This is a genomic window from Xanthobacter autotrophicus (assembly GCF_005871085.1).
Lineage (GTDB): Bacteria > Pseudomonadota > Alphaproteobacteria > Rhizobiales > Xanthobacteraceae > Xanthobacter > Xanthobacter autotrophicus.
In genome coordinates this window covers 128,333-142,898 of the sequence record NZ_VAUP01000042.1, presented here as the reverse complement: position 1 = coordinate 142,898, position 14,566 = coordinate 128,333, and the positions used below count along the sequence as shown (strand labels likewise).

General features: G+C 69.3%; 14 protein-coding genes. 6 read left to right on the top strand and 8 right to left on the bottom strand.

Annotated elements, in window-relative coordinates; genetic code table 11:
• The first annotated feature begins 76 nt into the window (after nucleotides 1–76).
• The 3 genes from FBQ73_RS22335 to FBQ73_RS22325 all read left to right on the top strand — a co-directional run bounded on the left by FBQ73_RS22335 (nucleotide 77) and on the right by FBQ73_RS22325 (nucleotide 2,345).
• Nucleotides 77–826 carry a GntR family transcriptional regulator gene (locus tag FBQ73_RS22335; protein WP_138401691.1) on the top strand — a complete coding sequence of 250 codons (750 nt, stop codon included), beginning with the start codon at nucleotides 77–79 and terminating at the stop codon, nucleotides 824–826.
• Between the two features lie 47 nt (nucleotides 827–873).
• Nucleotides 874–1,650 carry an SDR family oxidoreductase gene (locus tag FBQ73_RS22330; protein ID WP_138401690.1) on the top strand — a complete coding sequence of 259 codons (777 nt, stop codon included), beginning with the start codon at nucleotides 874–876 and terminating at the stop codon, nucleotides 1,648–1,650.
• 188 nt (nucleotides 1,651–1,838) lie between these two features.
• On the top strand, nucleotides 1,839–2,345 hold the full coding sequence (locus tag FBQ73_RS22325) for a peptide deformylase (RefSeq protein ID WP_138401689.1): 507 nt from the start codon (nucleotides 1,839–1,841) through the stop codon (nucleotides 2,343–2,345).
• A gap of 43 nt (nucleotides 2,346–2,388) precedes the next feature.
• On the opposite strand, the gene FBQ73_RS22320 is transcribed toward FBQ73_RS22325, so the two are convergent.
• Nucleotides 2,389–2,826: a VOC family protein gene (locus FBQ73_RS22320; protein WP_138401688.1), complete on the bottom strand. Its 438-nt coding sequence runs from the start codon at nucleotides 2,824–2,826 to the stop codon at nucleotides 2,389–2,391.
• A 91-nt stretch (nucleotides 2,827–2,917) separates the two neighbouring features.
• Between FBQ73_RS22320 and FBQ73_RS22315 the strand changes: the two genes are divergently transcribed.
• On the top strand, nucleotides 2,918–3,805 hold the full coding sequence (locus FBQ73_RS22315; RefSeq protein WP_138401687.1) for a LysR substrate-binding domain-containing protein: 888 nt from the start codon (nucleotides 2,918–2,920) through the stop codon (nucleotides 3,803–3,805).
• A gap of 24 nt (nucleotides 3,806–3,829) precedes the next feature.
• On the opposite strand, the gene mgtA is transcribed toward FBQ73_RS22315, so the two are convergent.
• On the bottom strand, nucleotides 3,830–6,406 hold the full coding sequence (gene mgtA, locus FBQ73_RS22310; RefSeq protein WP_170219021.1) for a magnesium-translocating P-type ATPase: 2,577 nt from the start codon (nucleotides 6,404–6,406) through the stop codon (nucleotides 3,830–3,832).
• A gap of 368 nt (nucleotides 6,407–6,774) precedes the next feature.
• Here mgtA and FBQ73_RS22305 point away from each other — a divergent pair, with 368 nt between their 5' ends.
• A complete protein-coding gene (locus tag FBQ73_RS22305; RefSeq protein ID WP_138401686.1) occupies nucleotides 6,775–8,847 on the top strand; it encodes a PAS domain S-box protein in 2,073 nt (690 codons plus the stop codon).
• 56 nt (nucleotides 8,848–8,903) lie between these two features.
• Nucleotides 8,904–9,374: a globin family protein gene (locus FBQ73_RS22300; RefSeq protein ID WP_138401685.1), complete on the top strand. Its 471-nt coding sequence runs from the start codon at nucleotides 8,904–8,906 to the stop codon at nucleotides 9,372–9,374.
• Between the two features lie 91 nt (nucleotides 9,375–9,465).
• Here the strand turns inward: FBQ73_RS22300 and FBQ73_RS22295 are convergent, their stop codons facing one another.
• From FBQ73_RS22295 to FBQ73_RS22270, 6 genes are all read right to left on the bottom strand, one after another.
• Nucleotides 9,466–10,221 carry a response regulator gene (locus tag FBQ73_RS22295; RefSeq protein WP_138401684.1) on the bottom strand — a complete coding sequence of 252 codons (756 nt, stop codon included), beginning with the start codon at nucleotides 10,219–10,221 and terminating at the stop codon, nucleotides 9,466–9,468.
• Nucleotides 10,222–10,337: 116 nt separating this feature from the next.
• Nucleotides 10,338–11,297, bottom strand: a complete 960-nt coding sequence (locus tag FBQ73_RS22290; protein ID WP_138401683.1) for an SH3 domain-containing protein — start codon at nucleotides 11,295–11,297, stop codon at nucleotides 10,338–10,340.
• Nucleotides 11,294–11,719, bottom strand: a complete 426-nt coding sequence (locus FBQ73_RS22285; protein WP_246089918.1) for a hypothetical protein — start codon at nucleotides 11,717–11,719, stop codon at nucleotides 11,294–11,296. The genes FBQ73_RS22290 and FBQ73_RS22285 overlap by 4 nt, the downstream gene beginning before the upstream one ends.
• 279 nt (nucleotides 11,720–11,998) lie before the next feature.
• Nucleotides 11,999–12,832 carry an amino acid kinase family protein gene (locus tag FBQ73_RS22280; protein ID WP_138401682.1) on the bottom strand — a complete coding sequence of 278 codons (834 nt, stop codon included), beginning with the start codon at nucleotides 12,830–12,832 and terminating at the stop codon, nucleotides 11,999–12,001.
• A 12-nt stretch (nucleotides 12,833–12,844) separates the two neighbouring features.
• A complete protein-coding gene (locus tag FBQ73_RS22275) occupies nucleotides 12,845–13,657 on the bottom strand; it encodes an amino acid kinase family protein (RefSeq protein WP_138401681.1) in 813 nt (270 codons plus the stop codon).
• Between the two features lie 341 nt (nucleotides 13,658–13,998).
• Nucleotides 13,999–14,559: a GNAT family N-acetyltransferase gene (locus FBQ73_RS22270; protein ID WP_138401680.1), complete on the bottom strand. Its 561-nt coding sequence runs from the start codon at nucleotides 14,557–14,559 to the stop codon at nucleotides 13,999–14,001.
• Between the last annotated feature and the right edge of the window lie 7 nt (nucleotides 14,560–14,566).

Sequence of the window (14,566 nt, the reverse complement as noted above, 5' to 3'; positions counted from 1 at the left end):
TGTCCAACCCGCACCGGATGATTGCCGATAGGCTCGGCTATCTGTTATCTGTGATCACACATAGCAGACGGGAAACATGGAACACAAGACGGCATCTGCGGACGAGCAGGAGGACGGAGCGGCGGGAGAGGCCTCCGGAGGCCTCGACGCACGCGTGGGCCGCATCGTGCGCCAGACGCTCGCGGACCAGGTCTATGGTGACCTCAAGGAGATCCTGCTCGCCGGCCGTGCCGCCCCGGGCGAGCGCTTCACCTTGCGGGGCCTCGCGAGCGCCATCGGCACCAGCGCCATGCCGGTGCGCGAGGCGGTGTCGCGCCTGGTCGCCGAGAATGCGCTGGAAGTCCTCCCCAACCGGGCGGTGCGGGTGCCGCTGATGCCGCGCGCCCGCTTCCAGGAACTGCGCCTCATCCGTTGCAGCCTCGAGGGCCTCGCCACCGAGATCGCCGTGCGCGAGGCGACCGACGTCGAGGTCGCGGAAGTGGAGCGGTTCGAGCGTCTGTTCGCTGCTGAAAGAGACAAGCCGGCGCCGGACGGCGCCGTCGCCATGTGCCACAACAAGGACCTGCATTTTGCCCTCTACCGGGCTGCCCATTTGCCCACCCTGTTCCAGATGATCGAGGGGCTCTGGCTGCAGATCGGCCCGGTGCTGAACCTCGATTTCCGCGCCGGCCCTGAGCGTGTGCGCCAGGGCGAGGCGCACATCCGCCACGCCGCCATCGTTGCCGCCCTCAAGGCCCGCGACCCGGAGGCGGCCCGCGTCGCGCTCGTCGCCGACATCTGGAGCGCAGGCGACTTCATCCTCTCCCGCGATGTCCTGCCGGACTGACGCGGCCTTCACACCCAGAACAACAAGCACTTCAACGGAGAAACGCCATGGACCTCGGCATCGCCGGCATTCGCGTCATCGTCACCGCAGGGGCGGGAGGCATCGGCCTCGAGATCGCCCGGGCCTTCCTCACGGAGGGTGCGCGTGTCGAGGTCTGCGACGTGGACGCGGCGGCCCTCGACGCCCTCGGCGAGACCGCGCCCGGCGTCACCGGCTCCGTCTGCGACGTAGCCGACCGCGCGGCGGTGCAGCGCTTCATGGATGACGCCCTCGGCCGGCTCGGCGGGCTCGACGTTCTGGTGAACAACGCGGGCATCGCCGGCCCCACCGGCCGCGTGGACCAGATCTCCCCCGAGGACTGGGACCGCACGCTGGCGGTGGACATCACCGGCCACTTCAACGTGACCCGGCTGGCCGTCCCGGCCCTGAAGCAGAGCGACAATCCCTCCATCATCGGCCTTGCCTCGGCGGCGGGGCGGTTCGGCTTTCCCTTGCGTTCGCCCTATGCGGCGGCCAAATGGGGAGTGGTGGGCTTCATCAAGTCGCTGGCCATGGAACTGGGCGAATTCGGCATCCGCGCCAATGCCATCCTGCCGGGCTCCGTGGACGGGCCGCGCATCCGCTCGGTGTTCGAGCACAAGGCCCGCGAGCGCAACATGTCCATGGAGGAGGTGCAGGCCATGGCACTCTCCGCCACCTCCCTGAAGCGCCTCATCCCCCCGCAGCATCTGGCCAATGTGGCGGTGTTCCTCGCCTCCCCGATGGGCTCAACCATTTCCGGCCAGGCCATCGCCGTGGACGGCGACCTGCAGATGCTGGTCTAGCCATCGCCGGAAGGCGAACCGCCAGTCATCGCGGCCGCTCCGAGGCGGACGCGCTTTCTGGCGTGTTTTCCGGTTGCAGGCCCGGCCCGTGGGTCGATCGTGGGCAGCGTCCGCCTTATATGCGGGTATCGGCGGCGGCCCGCGCGTGGCTGAACGCCGGGCCGGTGCGGCAGAGGAGGCACCAGATCGTGGCGGTACGGCATATCATCACCTTCCCGGATGCGCGCCTGCGCAGCGTAGCCACGCCCGTGACCGTCTTCGACGAGGCGCTGGAACAACTCGTCACGGATCTGCTCGACACCCTGCGTGCCGCTCCGGGGATCGGGATCACGGCACCGCACATCGGCGTTCCGCAGCGGGTGGTGGTGCTGGAGCTTTCGGCCGAGGACGGGGTGCGCGCCTATATCAATCCGCAGATCGTGTGGGCCTCGGCGGAGCTGATCCGGCATCCGGAAGGCAGCGTGTCCATGCCCGGCGTGTCGGAGGAGGTGGAGCGTCCGGCGCGCGTCCGCGTGCGCTACCAGGACCTGAGCGGCGCCGAACACGTCGAGGAGGCCGAGGGCCTGCGGGCGGTCTGCCACCAGCATGAGATCGACCAGCTCGACGGCGTGTTCTGGACCCAGAGGCTCTCGCGACTGAAGCGGGAACGCGTGATCAAGCGCTATGAGAAGGCCCGGGGGGCGACGCGGGGCTGAATCCGCGCCGTCCTTCCCGGGGTTTACGCCTCAAGCGTTGCGTTCACTTCGCGAACAGCTGGCCGAGATCCTCGAAGGCCTTTATCTCGATGGCGTTGCCGCTCGGGTCGCGGAAGAACATGGTTGCCTGCTCGCCGGGCTGGCCCTTGAAGCGCACATAGGGCTCGATGTCGAAATGGGTGCCCGCCGCCGTCAGCCGGTCGGCCAGGGTCTGCCAGTCGGCCATCTTCAGCACCACGCCGAAGTGCGGCACCGGCACGTGATGGCCGTCCACCGCATTGCCGCCCCGGTCGGCCTCGGCCATGCCGGGCACTACATGGGCGACGATCTGGTGACCGTAGAAATCGAAATCGATCCATTCATCGGAGCTGCGCCCCTCGGGGCAGCCGAGCTTTTCCCCGTAGAAGGCGCGGGCGGCGGCAAGATCATGGACGGGGAAGGCGAGGTGGAAGGGGCGAAGCGAGGGGGAACCGAGCGACATGGGGCAATCTCCTGTGCACGTCATTGCTACGCCAGTCCGAAAGACGATAAAAGCTGCGGGTGCCTGACTTCAGGCATCAGGAAAGCTACGGATGGAAACCGAGTTCGTCAGGACCGCCATCGCCGTCATTGAGGAGCGCTCCATTGCCGCCGCCGCGCGGCGGCTCGGCCTGACGGCCGGGGCCGTGGCGCTGCGGGTCAAGACCCTTGAGAGCGAGCTTGGCACCAGCCTGGTCGGCAGGACCGGGCGCAGCATCGCGCCCACCGCGTCGGCGGCGCGGCTGCTGCCGGGCCTGCGCGCCATGGTCGACCAGGCGACGGATTTGCAAAGGCGCGCCATCGACAGCGGCGGCATCGCGGGGGAACTGCGGCTGGGCACCATCGCTACCGCCAGCACCGGGATTCTGCCGCCGCTGCTGTGCACCCTCACGGCCCGCCATCCCGACCTCGACGTGATGATCCAGCCGGGAACCTCCCTCGACCTGTGCGAGAGGGTGCTGGACGGCTCGCTCGACGCCGCCATCGTGGTTGAGCCGCCCGCGCCTTTGCGCAAGGGCGAGCGCTTCAGCCCCTGGGCCGTCGAGCCGCTGGTGCTGATCGCGCCTCCCGCCTGCGCGGGGCGCGACCCCATTTCGCTGCTCTCCAGCGAGGCCTTCATCCGCTACGACCGGCGCAACTGGGGCGGCCGGATTGTCGACCGCTTTCTGCGCACCACCGGGATTGTGGTACGAGAGCGGATCGAGCTGGACGCCCTGGACGGGATTGTGGCCATGGTTGCTGCCGGCCTCGGCGTGGCGATCATCCCGGACTGGACCGGGCCGCGCCTTGAAGGGGCAAAAGTGCTGACCCTGCCGCTGCCGCCGCCCCAGCCAACACGTACCATCGGCCTCTACAGCCGCACCCTGTCGATCCGGCAGGATCTGATCGCCCTGGTCGAGGACAGCTATCGCACCGGTACGGGCACGGCGGGCCAGGCGTGACCGCAACGGGATGACCGGAGTGGGTCAGGCGGCGCCGGGCATGGCCTTGGCGCGCTGTCTTCCGCTCAGGGCCAGGGGCTTCAACAGTTCGGCGCAGACCAGATAGGTGACCACCACGCCGGCGATGCCGAGGAGCATGGCGGGCGGCGGCGCCACGAAGCCGAACCAGGCGCCCATGGGCGTGAAGGGCAGGGCCAGTGCCACCAGCAGCGCCACCAGCGAGGAGAGGGCCAGCGCCGGGCTGGGGAGGTCCTGCCACGGACGCCCATTGGTGCGGATGATGAAGATGACGAGGATCTGCGTCGCCATGGATTCCAGGAACCACGCGGTGCGGAATTCCTCCGGCGCGGCGTGGAACACGAACAGCAGGGCGCCGAAGGTCAGGAAATCGAACAGCGAGGAGAGCGGCCCCATCACCCCGGCGAAGCGCAGGAGGCCGTGCATGTCCCAGACCTGCGGCCGCTGGGTCGCCTCGGGGCGCACGTCGTCGAATGGGATGCCGATCTCCGAGAGATCATAGAGCAGGTTGTTGAGCAGGATCTGCGTCGGCAGCATGGGCAGGAACGGCAGGGCGATGGAGGCCACCGCCATGGACAGCATATTGCCGAAGTTGGAGCTTGCCCCCATGCGCACGTATTTGAGGATGTTGGCGAAGGTCCGCCGGCCTTCCTGAACGCCATCGGCCACCACCTCGAGGTCGGAGGCGAGCAGGATCATGTCGGCCGCGGCCTGGGCGACGCCGGTCGCCCCCGCCACCGACAGGCCGATGTCCGCCCCCTTCAATGCCGGGGCGTCGTTGATGCCGTCGCCGAGATAGCCCACCACCGCGCCTCGGGCCTGCAAAGCCTTGATGACGCGCGATTTCTGGTCGGGGGCGAGGCGTCCGTAGGCGTCCACGGTCTGTACCCGGACGGCCAGGGCGTCGTCGCTGAGCGCAGCGATGTCGGTGCCGGACAGGACCGTCTGCGCGTTCAGCCCGACGAGGCCGGCGAGGCGCTTCACCACGATGGGATCATCGCCCGACAGGATCTTCAGCCGCACGCCGGCCGCGCCGAGCCGGGCGATGGCGGTTGCCGCCGTGGCCTTGGGCGGATCGGCGAAGGCGCACAGGCCCTCGAACACCAGCTCCTTCTCGTCGTCGGCCGCGATCTCATGGGGCGCGCCGGACCATGCCCGCGAAGCGATGGCGATGGTCCGCAACCCGTCCTGGGCCAGGGCATGAACCGTTTCGAGGGCGTGCGCGCGCTCGGTCTCGCCCATGGGCGAGCGGACATCGCCGGCCCGCTGCGCCGTGCACAGGGCCAGCACCGCCTCCGGCGCGCCCTTCACGATCAGCAGCGGACCCTCCGGGCCGGCTGTCAGCACCGATCCCAGGCGACGCGAGAAATCGAAGGCCTGCCGGCCCGACAGCAACCAGCCTTTCGCAGCCTCGGTGGAACACGCCACCAGCGCCGCATCGAGCGCGCCGCGATCGCCGCCGAGGTCCGCCGCGACAGCACCGAGCCGGGCGGCGCGCGGGTCGTCGGCCCCCGCCTCATCGAGGCTGCGGGCCAGCGTAATCTCGGCGGAGGTCAGTGTGCCGGTCTTGTCGGTGCACAGCACCGTCATGGCGCCCAGATCGTGGATGGAGGCCAGCCGCTTGACGATGACCTTGCGGGAGGCCATCCGCATGGCGCCGCGGGCCAGCGTCACGGTGGTGATCATGGGCAGGAGTTCGGGCGTGAGACCAACGGCCAGGGCCACGGCGAACATCAGCGAATCGAGCGCGGGGCGTCCGAACGCCACACGGGTGGCCAGCACCACCAGCACGAGGCCGAGCGTCAGGCGGGCGATCACGAGGCCGAACTGGTGCAGGTCGCGCTCGAACGGAGAGGGCAGCTGCGCCTGCGCCAGGGCCGAGGCAGCGGCGCCGAACACGGTGTTGCGCCCGGTGCCGACGGCGAGCGCGATGGCCTCCCCGGTCTGCGCCACGGCGCCGCGGAACAGGGCATTGGCGGCCTCGCCGGGGCTTTCGCCGGCGCTGGGGCCGGCGCGCTTCGCCACCGGATAGGGCTCGCCCGTCAGCGCCGCCTCGCCGGCGGTGAAGGCCTTGCAGTCGAGGATCAGCGCATCGGCGGGGATGATGTCGCCCGCCCGCACCCGCAGCAGGTCGCCGGGGACCACCTGGTCCACCTCGATCTCGCGGAAGACGCCGTCGCGCTTCACCTCGGCCTTCAGCGCCACCGAGCGGCGCAGGATCTCCGCCGTCCGGGCGGCATGGCCTTCCTGCACCGTGTCCAGCCCGATGGACACCACCAGGATCACCACGATGATCGATCCGCCCACGGCATCGCCGGTCAGCACCGAGACGATGCCGGCGGCAAGCAGGATGAGGGAGAGCGGTTCCAGCAGGCGTCGGAAGATGGCGCGGGCGAGGCTGTCGGCCTTCGCCTCCACATCGCTGTTCGGCCCGTATTGCGCCAGCCGGCGGGCGGCATCGTCCGTGCTCAGGCCATCGTGCCCGCAGCCAAGCCGGGCGCAGACGGCTTCGGGAGGCTGGGTCCAGAAGGCATGCAGGCTGTCGGGTCGCTTTTCCCGGGAGGTCGCGGAGGCGGCGTTCACGATGTTCCCTCGATCCCCGGACCATGCGCGGGCCCCGGCATGATGCCCCATCTTCGCACGTCCGGACGATGTCGGAGCCGGCCATCTCGGCAGGATCGCGTCGTTTCCCGGCTATGGAAGCTTCCGGGTGGAAATCCCCGGGCGTGACGGCCGGGAGAATGGCAAGGCGCTTCCGGCCGATCAATAGCGGGCTACCCCGGAGGCGCGACGCCTGCCGCGCGCCAAGAGCGCGCCAAGAGCGTGCCACGAGCGTGGCCGCAGCGGGTTGGCCGGATTGAAACCGGGCTGAAACAATGGTGGCCTAATGCGCTTCCCCGCAGCGCGGGGTGCACCGATGGTGCTCCGGGGCGGCGGGGCAGGAGGACGCGATGACATCGCCTCTGGATACGCAGGAGCCCGGCCCGGCCGACGGCGGCAATGCCAGCCTCGTCCGGCTCTCCGACCTCGGCCTGTTCACTGCGCTGTTCCAGTCCATTCCCGGCCGCGCCGTGCTGCTGGACAGTGCCGGGATCTGCCGCTTCGCCAACCAGGAGTTCATGGACTTCATCGGGCTGGGTCGGGATGAGGTGATTGACCGGCCTGTTCAGGACTTCCTCGAACCCAGCGTGCTCGAATCCTACGCCCCGCTCATGGAACGGGTATTCGGCGGCGAGCCGGTGCGCCGGGTGGCCTGGGTGGATTACGGCCGACTCGGCAAGCGATACCTGGAGGAGGTGATCTCGCCCTACCGGATGGACCTCACCGGCCCGGTGGTAGGCTGCTTCGGCGTCGGCCGCGACCTCACCGACATGAAGCACCAGGAGATGGAGATCGTCCGGCGCACGCAGGCGCAGATGGAGGCCGAGGCCTATCACGCCGCCATCGTCGGCACCGCCCTCGACGGCATCGTGGTGGTGGACGAAGAGGGCACCGTGGTGGATTTCAATCCGGCCGCCGAGCAGATCTTCGGCTACCGGAAGGGCGAGGCCATCGGCCGCTCCATCGCCGAGCTGCTGGTGCCGCCGGAATTGCGCGCCGCCCACGCGGCGGGCATGCGGTCCTACCTCGCCACCGGCATCACCCGGCTGATCGGCCAGCGGCTGGAGCTGCCGGCGCTGCTGGCCGACGGCACGCGCATCCCCATCGAACTGGCCATCACCGACGTGACCCGCGGCGAGCGCCGGCTATTTGCCGCGCACATGCGCGACCTGCGCGCCGCCAAGCAGGCGGAAGAGGAGATCAAGCGGCAACGCAACGCGCTCCACCAGAAGGAGAAGCTCGCGGCGCTCGGCTCCCTGCTTGCGGGCGTCGCCCATGAGCTGAACAACCCGCTGTCGGTGGTCACCGGCCAGACCATGCTGCTGCGCGAGCAGGTCCTGAAGGAAGCCAGGGGCCTGCCCAGGCTTGAGAAGGTCATCCAGCGCTGCGACCGCATCGAGACGGCCGCGCACCGTTGCGCCCGGATCGTGCGCAGCTTCCTCGACATGGCGCGCCAGCGCGAGGCGGAGCGCCGGGCCACCAATCTCGCCGACGTGGCGCGTGAGGCCGTCGAGCTGCTGGGCTACAACATGCGGGCCTCGGGGGTGAATGTCTCCCTCGTCATCGAGCCCGGCCTGCCGCGCCTGATGCTGGATGCCGGCCAGATCCACCAGGTGCTGCTCAACCTGCTGGTCAATGCCCAGCAGGCCCTGGAGGAAAAGGCGGGCGACCGGTGCGTCACCGTCTCGGTGGCGGCTGATGCGGATCGCGGGTCCGTGCTGATCCGGGTCGGCGATAACGGGCCGGGCATCGCGGAGAACATTCGCTCGCGCATCTTCGATCCCTTCTTCACCACCAAGGCCCAGGGCGTGGGTACCGGCATCGGCCTCGCCGTCTCGCGCGGGCTGATCGAGGCCCATGGCGGTACGCTGGAACTCGGCGCGGGGCCGGACGGCGGCGCCCTGTTCACCATCCAGCTGCCGCTGGAGGAGGCCGCGGCCGAAGCGCCGTCGCCCGTACCGCAGGAGGACGCTGGGCATGCGGTCGGAGCGCATCTGGGATGTGTGCTCATCATCGACGACGAGCCGGACATCGCCGGGCTGCTTGCGGAGATCGCCGAAGGCAGCGGCTATGCGGCCGTGGTCGTCCACAGCGGCCGGGAGGCGCAGGCGCTGCTGGCCCGCGCGCCTGCCGCCGGCGGGCACGACTTCGCCGGCATCCTGTGCGACATCCGAATGCCCGACGGTGATGGCCCGAGCCTCTACAACTGGCTGCTGACCCACCGGCCCGAGCTGTCCATGCGGATCGGCTTCATCTCCGGCGACACGCTTGGCCCATCCGCCGGCCGCTTTCTGGCCCGCTCGGGATGCCCGCTCATCGAAAAGCCGTTCACGCCCGCCGATGTCCGCGCCTTCCTGGGCGATCTCATCGCCGATCAGGTGCCGCCGCCTGAAACATTTGAAACACGGCGGACCGAGAACTGACCGCGTCCCGCAACACACGCCGGCCAAAGTGCGCCTCGTTCATCCTCGGGACGCTCATGCACGACGACCAGATCGCACTTCTCGAAACCAGCTTCGCCGAGGTTTCCGCGAGCCGGGACGCGGCGGCGCTGTTTTACGAGCGGCTGTTCGTGCTTGATCCGGCACTGAAGCGGCTGTTCGGCGATACGGATATGGCGGGGCAGGGCGAAAAGCTTTTCGCCGCGCTGGGCCTGGTCGTCGCCTCGCTGCGGAGCCTGGACAAGGTGGTTCCGGTGCTGGAGCAGCTCGCCGTGCGTCATGTCCGCTATGGCGTGCGAGATGGTCACTACGCGACGGTGGGCGCAGCCTTGATCGAGACCCTGTCGCTTTATTTCGGCCGCCGCTTCACGGCGGAGCTGCGCCGGGCCTGGGTCGGCGCCTATGAGGCCGTGGCGGGGGTGATGATGGCGGCCGCCCGTCGCGCCGCTGTAGAGGGCGGCACGGCCGCTGACATGCTTTCGCGTCCCGCCTCCGCGGGCGCGTCCTGAAACGCGGACGGCGGCATCCCCGCGCTGCCGTTCCGTGTGCGATCCTCCGGCCGGAGCCTCCCGTTCAGGGAGACCCCGGCCGGAGGTGTCGTCATGTGCCCCGGGGACCGGGCACGAACAGATAGCCGACTCCCCGCACGGTCTTGATGGCCTGGGGCTTGGCAGGGTCGGCTTCGATCTTCTTGCGCAGGCGCGTCACCCGCACGTCGATGCTGCGGTCGAACGGCTCGTTGTCCCGGTCGTGGGCGAGGTCCAGCAGCCGGTCGCGGGTGAGAACGCGGTTGGGGTTCTGCAGGAACACCCGCAGCAGGTCGAATTCCATGGCCGTGAGCATGTCCCGCGTGCCGTCCCGCTTCACCAGGCAATGGGCCTGCATGTCGAGGAAGACAGCGCCGCACGGCACCAGCTCCGCAGGCACGGACGCGGCGCCGTTCGCCGGCACTGCCGGCAGGGGCGCGGTGTAGCGGCGCAGCACGGCGCGGATGCGGGCTTTGAGCTCACGCAGGTCGAACGGCTTCAGCACATAATCGTCGGCACCGACTTCAAGACCCGCCACGCGATCCACGATGTCGTCGGCGGCGGTCAGCATGATGACCGGCGTGGCGGAGGCCGCGCGGATGCGGCGGGCGATGGTGAGGCCGTCCTCCCCCGGCATGCGCACGTCCATGAGGATGAGGTCCGCCGGCTCGCGGGCCAGGAATGCATCCAGCTCGCGCCCGCTGGCGGCGGAGCGCACGTGAAAGCCCTGGCCGGCGAGATAGTCCGCCACCGTTTCGCGCACCGCCTCCTCGTCGTCCACGACGATGATGCGTGGGCCCGTCTCGCCGCCCGCCGATTGCCCCGCCATTGTCGCGCGCCAGAAGCGCTCCCCTTCGTCTGATGCCCGCCGTGCGAGCATTCTAGGGGGGACAACTCCTGGACGGAATGGTCAAGGCGCAGGTTGGGTCGCGACCCCTTGCCCCGTCAGCTGCAATTGGTGACCTGGTTGGAGCAGATGCCGCGCCACCAGCCGCGGCGGCCGTCCCGGCTCTCGGTCAATGCCCAGTTCGCCGAGCAGGCGAAAAGGCGCACCAGCGTTCCGTCGATGGAAAGCGCGCCATCGGGGCCCGCCACGTCCGTGCCCGGCGGCTCGCCCGGTGCATCCACATGGGGATAGGACAACAGCCGCCGCACCGGCATCTGCGAGTTGGCATAGGCCCCGCCAGCGTCGCTGGCCCGAATCCATCCGGTGCCGGAATAGGTCTTCGGATAGCCCCTGGGCGGCGGGTCGCCATAGGGCGCGCCGGGCGGGGTGGCATGGGTGATGCGGAACCAGCCGTGGCTGTAGCCGGTGATGTCGAATTCCACCCGCCACCCCTCTTCCGAGCCTTGCCCGGACTCGGGGGTGACATGTACCGGCGCCAGGCGGCCCACCACCTTCGCCTGCGCCGAAGGCGCGGCGCGCACCGGCAAACTGTGCCGGGTGTTGTTGAGTGCCCATCCCTTGATGCGGCACGGTTCCACCTCCGGCTCCGCCTTGCGCGCGGCCGCCAATACCGCGCGCAACTCGGCCTGGTAGGACTCGCTGTCGTCGTCGTCGGCTGGCTCGTCGGGGCGGCGCGGGCGCACGGTGGTCGTGGCCACAGCGAGCGTGCCGTTGTCCGACTTGAGATGCACCTCCAGCATCTGGAGGGGCGTGAACACGCTGCCGGGAGTTGCGGGCGAATCGGCCCCGGCGGGAAACACGGCGACGGTGGCCTTCAGCGCCGTCTCATCGAGGTGGATGACGCGCCCCGCCACCAGCGAGGGCGGCAGCTTCGCCTTCGCCTCCGCGAGCCAGCCGGTGTCTTGCGCCTGGGCCGGGAGCGGGACCGCGAGCCAGAGGGCGAGGCCCGAAGCGAGGGCGATGTGGAGCAGGGGTTGCGCCGTCCGGGGGCGGCTCATTTGGGGGCGACCACCCGCAGCGGGGTGGCATAGGGCTCCACGCGGAGACTGTCGCTGCCGATGATGCTGATGCGACGCAGCGGCGCCTGTTCCAGCTCGCCGTCGGGCGCCTTGCGCACGGCATACTGCCAGAGGGTCAGCTCGCCCCCGCCCTTGAGGGCACGTCCGATGACGGTGACATCATTGCCACCGAGGGACGCTGCGTCCTGCGGTCCCACCCCCACCACGATCTCGTCACGCACGGTGATGATCTTGAACAGGTGCACGCCTTGCTCCGCTGCCGTGCTCGCGAACGCCCAGGCGAGGGCAAAGGCCACGATGAGGGTGGCGATGAGGGTAGCCAGGAACTGGCGCGCGGTCCGCGCCCGGCTGCGTGGTGAACCGGCAGGCAGTGTGCCGGTGAAGGGCGTGGCAGGCGTCATCAGGTGCTCCCGGGTCCTCGGAGGCCTGGTCGTTAGCAGCTTTGTGTTTCCGGTGTTTTTCGCCCGACACGAGGCGGCGTCGGATGGTGCGGGGATCAGCGCCCTCCACGCGGGTCGAAGTCCCGCTGTCGCCGTGCCTTGCTTCCGTCCGATACCGGTGGGCGGTACCGGACGGCGACCATGCCGGCTGCACCCACCTCGCGCGAGCGCACCCGGCAGTGTACTGGCCAAGGCACTTGCCCCCTCCCTTTTGAGGGAGGGGGATTTTGGTTTTGAGGTTCAGTTTCTGCGTGCTGCGGTGTGGACGATGGTTCCCACGTGCTCGCCGCGCAGTGCTGCGGTGAGGCGGCCGGGGACGAGGCCGTTGACCACCTGCACGCGCTCGATGTGGCGGGCGGTGGCCATCACCTCGAGGAGCGCGCGGTCGAAGGGCAGGGTGCCCTCGCCGGTGGCAAGGTCGGCGGCGCTGACCTCGGGCAGGAACTTGGCGGCGGCACCGTCTGGGCCGTTCGGATCGGTGGAATAGACGCCGTCCACGTCCTCCACGATGGTCATGCCCGCCGCGCCCAGCGCATCGGCGAGCAGGAAGGCGCCGGTGTCGGCCCGGTGGATCGGGATGCGCGATCCGGGGAACTCGTGGTGGTGATAGGGCGGGAAGGCGCTTCCCACCACCGCGCGGGCGGCGGACAGATGGATGGCAAGCTGGCTGGCGATGGTGGGGTGTTCCACGTAGGAGACCCCTTCGGGGGCCAGCAGGGAGGCGAGGATGTGGCCGTTCTGGCCGGCCTCGCTGGCGGCGAGGGGGGCGAGGGTGCCCACCGGCAGGCCGAGGTCGAGGCCGACGCCGTAGAGGTGGCGGGCGCGGATGCCGGCGCCGGTGAGGATGAGCAGCCGATGCTCGGGCAGCAGCTTGCGGATCTCGTCGACGATGGGAAGGATGGCCTTGGACCCGCGGTCCATGATGGCGCGTCCGCCGATCTTCACCACCTGCAGCCAGGGCAGGAGGCGGATGGGCTTGACGCCTGCGACAGGGCGGGTGAGCTGGCCGTCGAGGAGGGTCTGGCTGGCGAGCGGCGAGGCGACGTGCTTGATGCCGGTGGTGATATCAGACATGGCAGTTCTTCTTCAGCTCGCGGTGATGATGGTGCCGACATGCTCGCCGGCGAGCGCGCGGGTCAGGTTGCCGGGGACGAGGCCGTTCACGACCTGGACCTCGCGGACGTGGCGGGCCTTCTGGAGCAGGTCGAGCATGGGGAACTCGAGGATCGAGTCGGCGAGGCCACGGGCCTTCATCTCGTCGACGGATGTCCTGGGGATGAAGGTTGCGGTCTTGTCGGTCTTCGGGTTTCCGGTGTAGAGGCCGTTCTCGTCCTTGACGAAGATCATCTGCTTGCAGCCGAACTGTTCGGCGAGCAGGAAGCATCCGGCGTCGGTTCGGTAGGGCGGGATGACGCCCTCGGCTGCGGGGCGGGTCCACAGCGAATAGGGCGGCATGCCGGCGAAGATCACGGCCTGCACCTCGGCAAGATAGAGCGGGACGGCGGAGAGGCCGGCGCCGTCAACCTTGGAGATGCCGTACTTGGCCAGCAGCTGGCCCAGCATCTCGGCGTTCTGGTTGGCGACCGAGGCGCCGAGCTGGGACAGCACGCCGGCGGGCAGGTTGAGTTCGGCCGCGATGGAATAGAGGTGCCGGGCCCGGGTGCCGGCGCCGGTGCCGATGAGCAGCTTGTGGGCCTTGCGGGCGGCGACGATCTCTTCGACGAGCGGGTAGACGGCGGCGCGTCCGCGGTCGATGACGCTCTGGCCACCGATCTTGATGACGGTGGCGTCCGGCAGGATGCGGAAATCCTCCGCCGTCTCCGCTGCCGCCAGAAGCTGCGTGTCGGTCAAGGACCGCTGCATGAGGAGCGTCTCAAGCTCCGCCGTCGTATGGGACATGAGGTGCCTTTCGGTGTTCAACGTATTGTATTGTCTTCGAAAGGTTCGATACGCCCGGCAGGGAGGGGCCGCAATATGCGATAATCACGTACCTTTTCCGGTCCGGGAAAAAACGACACGAAACGCATGCTTATGACGAGGCGCCCCGGGTTTTGGCCGACGCCGGGGCAGCTTCGCTCCGGCCCCGCGCGGGCCTTTCGCCAGTAGCCGATAGGGGAGCATGCGGCCGCGGCCCGGGACTTCGGGAAAAGTCGAGGCACGCCTCCGCTGCCGGCGCGCGGGGTGCCCGCACCGGCAGCCGGCACTGCAACCGACATGGGGCAGGCCCTCTCCCTGTCGCCTCAGCGGGTGGAGAGCGGCAGCGGGGGCGGCGGGGTGGTGGCGCCGGGACCCAGCGAGCGTTGCACCATCACGCTGTCCGCCCAGCGGCCATAGCGATAGGCGACCCCTGGCAGATGCCCCACGCGCACGAAGCCGAACTTCTCGTGCAGCGTGAGCGAGGCGGTGTTGTCGGCATCGATATAGCCGATCATCTGACGAAAGCCGGCCGCGGCGCAGGCATCGATCAACCCGCGCATGAGATGGCCGCCGATGCCCTCGCCCAGATGGGCGTGGTGCACGTAGATCGAGTGCTTGACGCTGTAGCGATAGGCCGGCCGTTTACGGAACAGCACCACATAGGCATAGCCCACCACCACCTCGCCGCGGGTGGCGACGAGGTGGGGGAAGCGCCGGCTCTTCAGGTTCTTGCGGCGCTCGCGCAGGTCGTCCGGCTGCGGCGTCTCGCCATCGTCCACGCCTTCCTCGACGCCGCGACGGATATGGTGGCGATAGATCGCCAGCATGGCATCCACGTCCGCTTCCCGCGACGGGCGGACGACGACAGCTTGCTCCTGCTCCATGGACGAA

Bases quoted from the DNA above. Each gene is read 5' to 3' on its own strand.
- FBQ73_RS22280 (WP_138401682.1), bottom strand. From the start codon at position 12,832: ATGTCTGATATCACCACCGGCATCAAGCACGTCGCCTCGCCGCTCGCC.
- FBQ73_RS22335 (WP_138401691.1), top strand. From the start codon at position 77: ATGGAACACAAGACGGCATCTGCGGACGAGCAGGAGGACGGAGCGGCG.
- FBQ73_RS22270 (WP_138401680.1), bottom strand. From the start codon at position 14,559: ATGGAGCAGGAGCAAGCTGTCGTCGTCCGCCCGTCGCGGGAAGCGGAC.
- FBQ73_RS22330 (WP_138401690.1), top strand. From the start codon at position 874: ATGGACCTCGGCATCGCCGGCATTCGCGTCATCGTCACCGCAGGGGCG.
- FBQ73_RS22320 (WP_138401688.1), bottom strand. From the start codon at position 2,826: ATGTCGCTCGGTTCCCCCTCGCTTCGCCCCTTCCACCTCGCCTTCCCC.
- FBQ73_RS22285 (WP_246089918.1), bottom strand. From the start codon at position 11,719: ATGACGCCTGCCACGCCCTTCACCGGCACACTGCCTGCCGGTTCACCA.
- FBQ73_RS22290 (WP_138401683.1), bottom strand. From the start codon at position 11,297: ATGAGCCGCCCCCGGACGGCGCAACCCCTGCTCCACATCGCCCTCGCT.
- FBQ73_RS22300 (WP_138401685.1), top strand. From the start codon at position 8,904: ATGCACGACGACCAGATCGCACTTCTCGAAACCAGCTTCGCCGAGGTT.
- FBQ73_RS22275 (WP_138401681.1), bottom strand. From the start codon at position 13,657: ATGTCCCATACGACGGCGGAGCTTGAGACGCTCCTCATGCAGCGGTCC.
- FBQ73_RS22305 (WP_138401686.1), top strand. From the start codon at position 6,775: ATGACATCGCCTCTGGATACGCAGGAGCCCGGCCCGGCCGACGGCGGC.
- FBQ73_RS22315 (WP_138401687.1), top strand. From the start codon at position 2,918: ATGGAAACCGAGTTCGTCAGGACCGCCATCGCCGTCATTGAGGAGCGC.
- FBQ73_RS22295 (WP_138401684.1), bottom strand. From the start codon at position 10,221: ATGGCGGGGCAATCGGCGGGCGGCGAGACGGGCCCACGCATCATCGTC.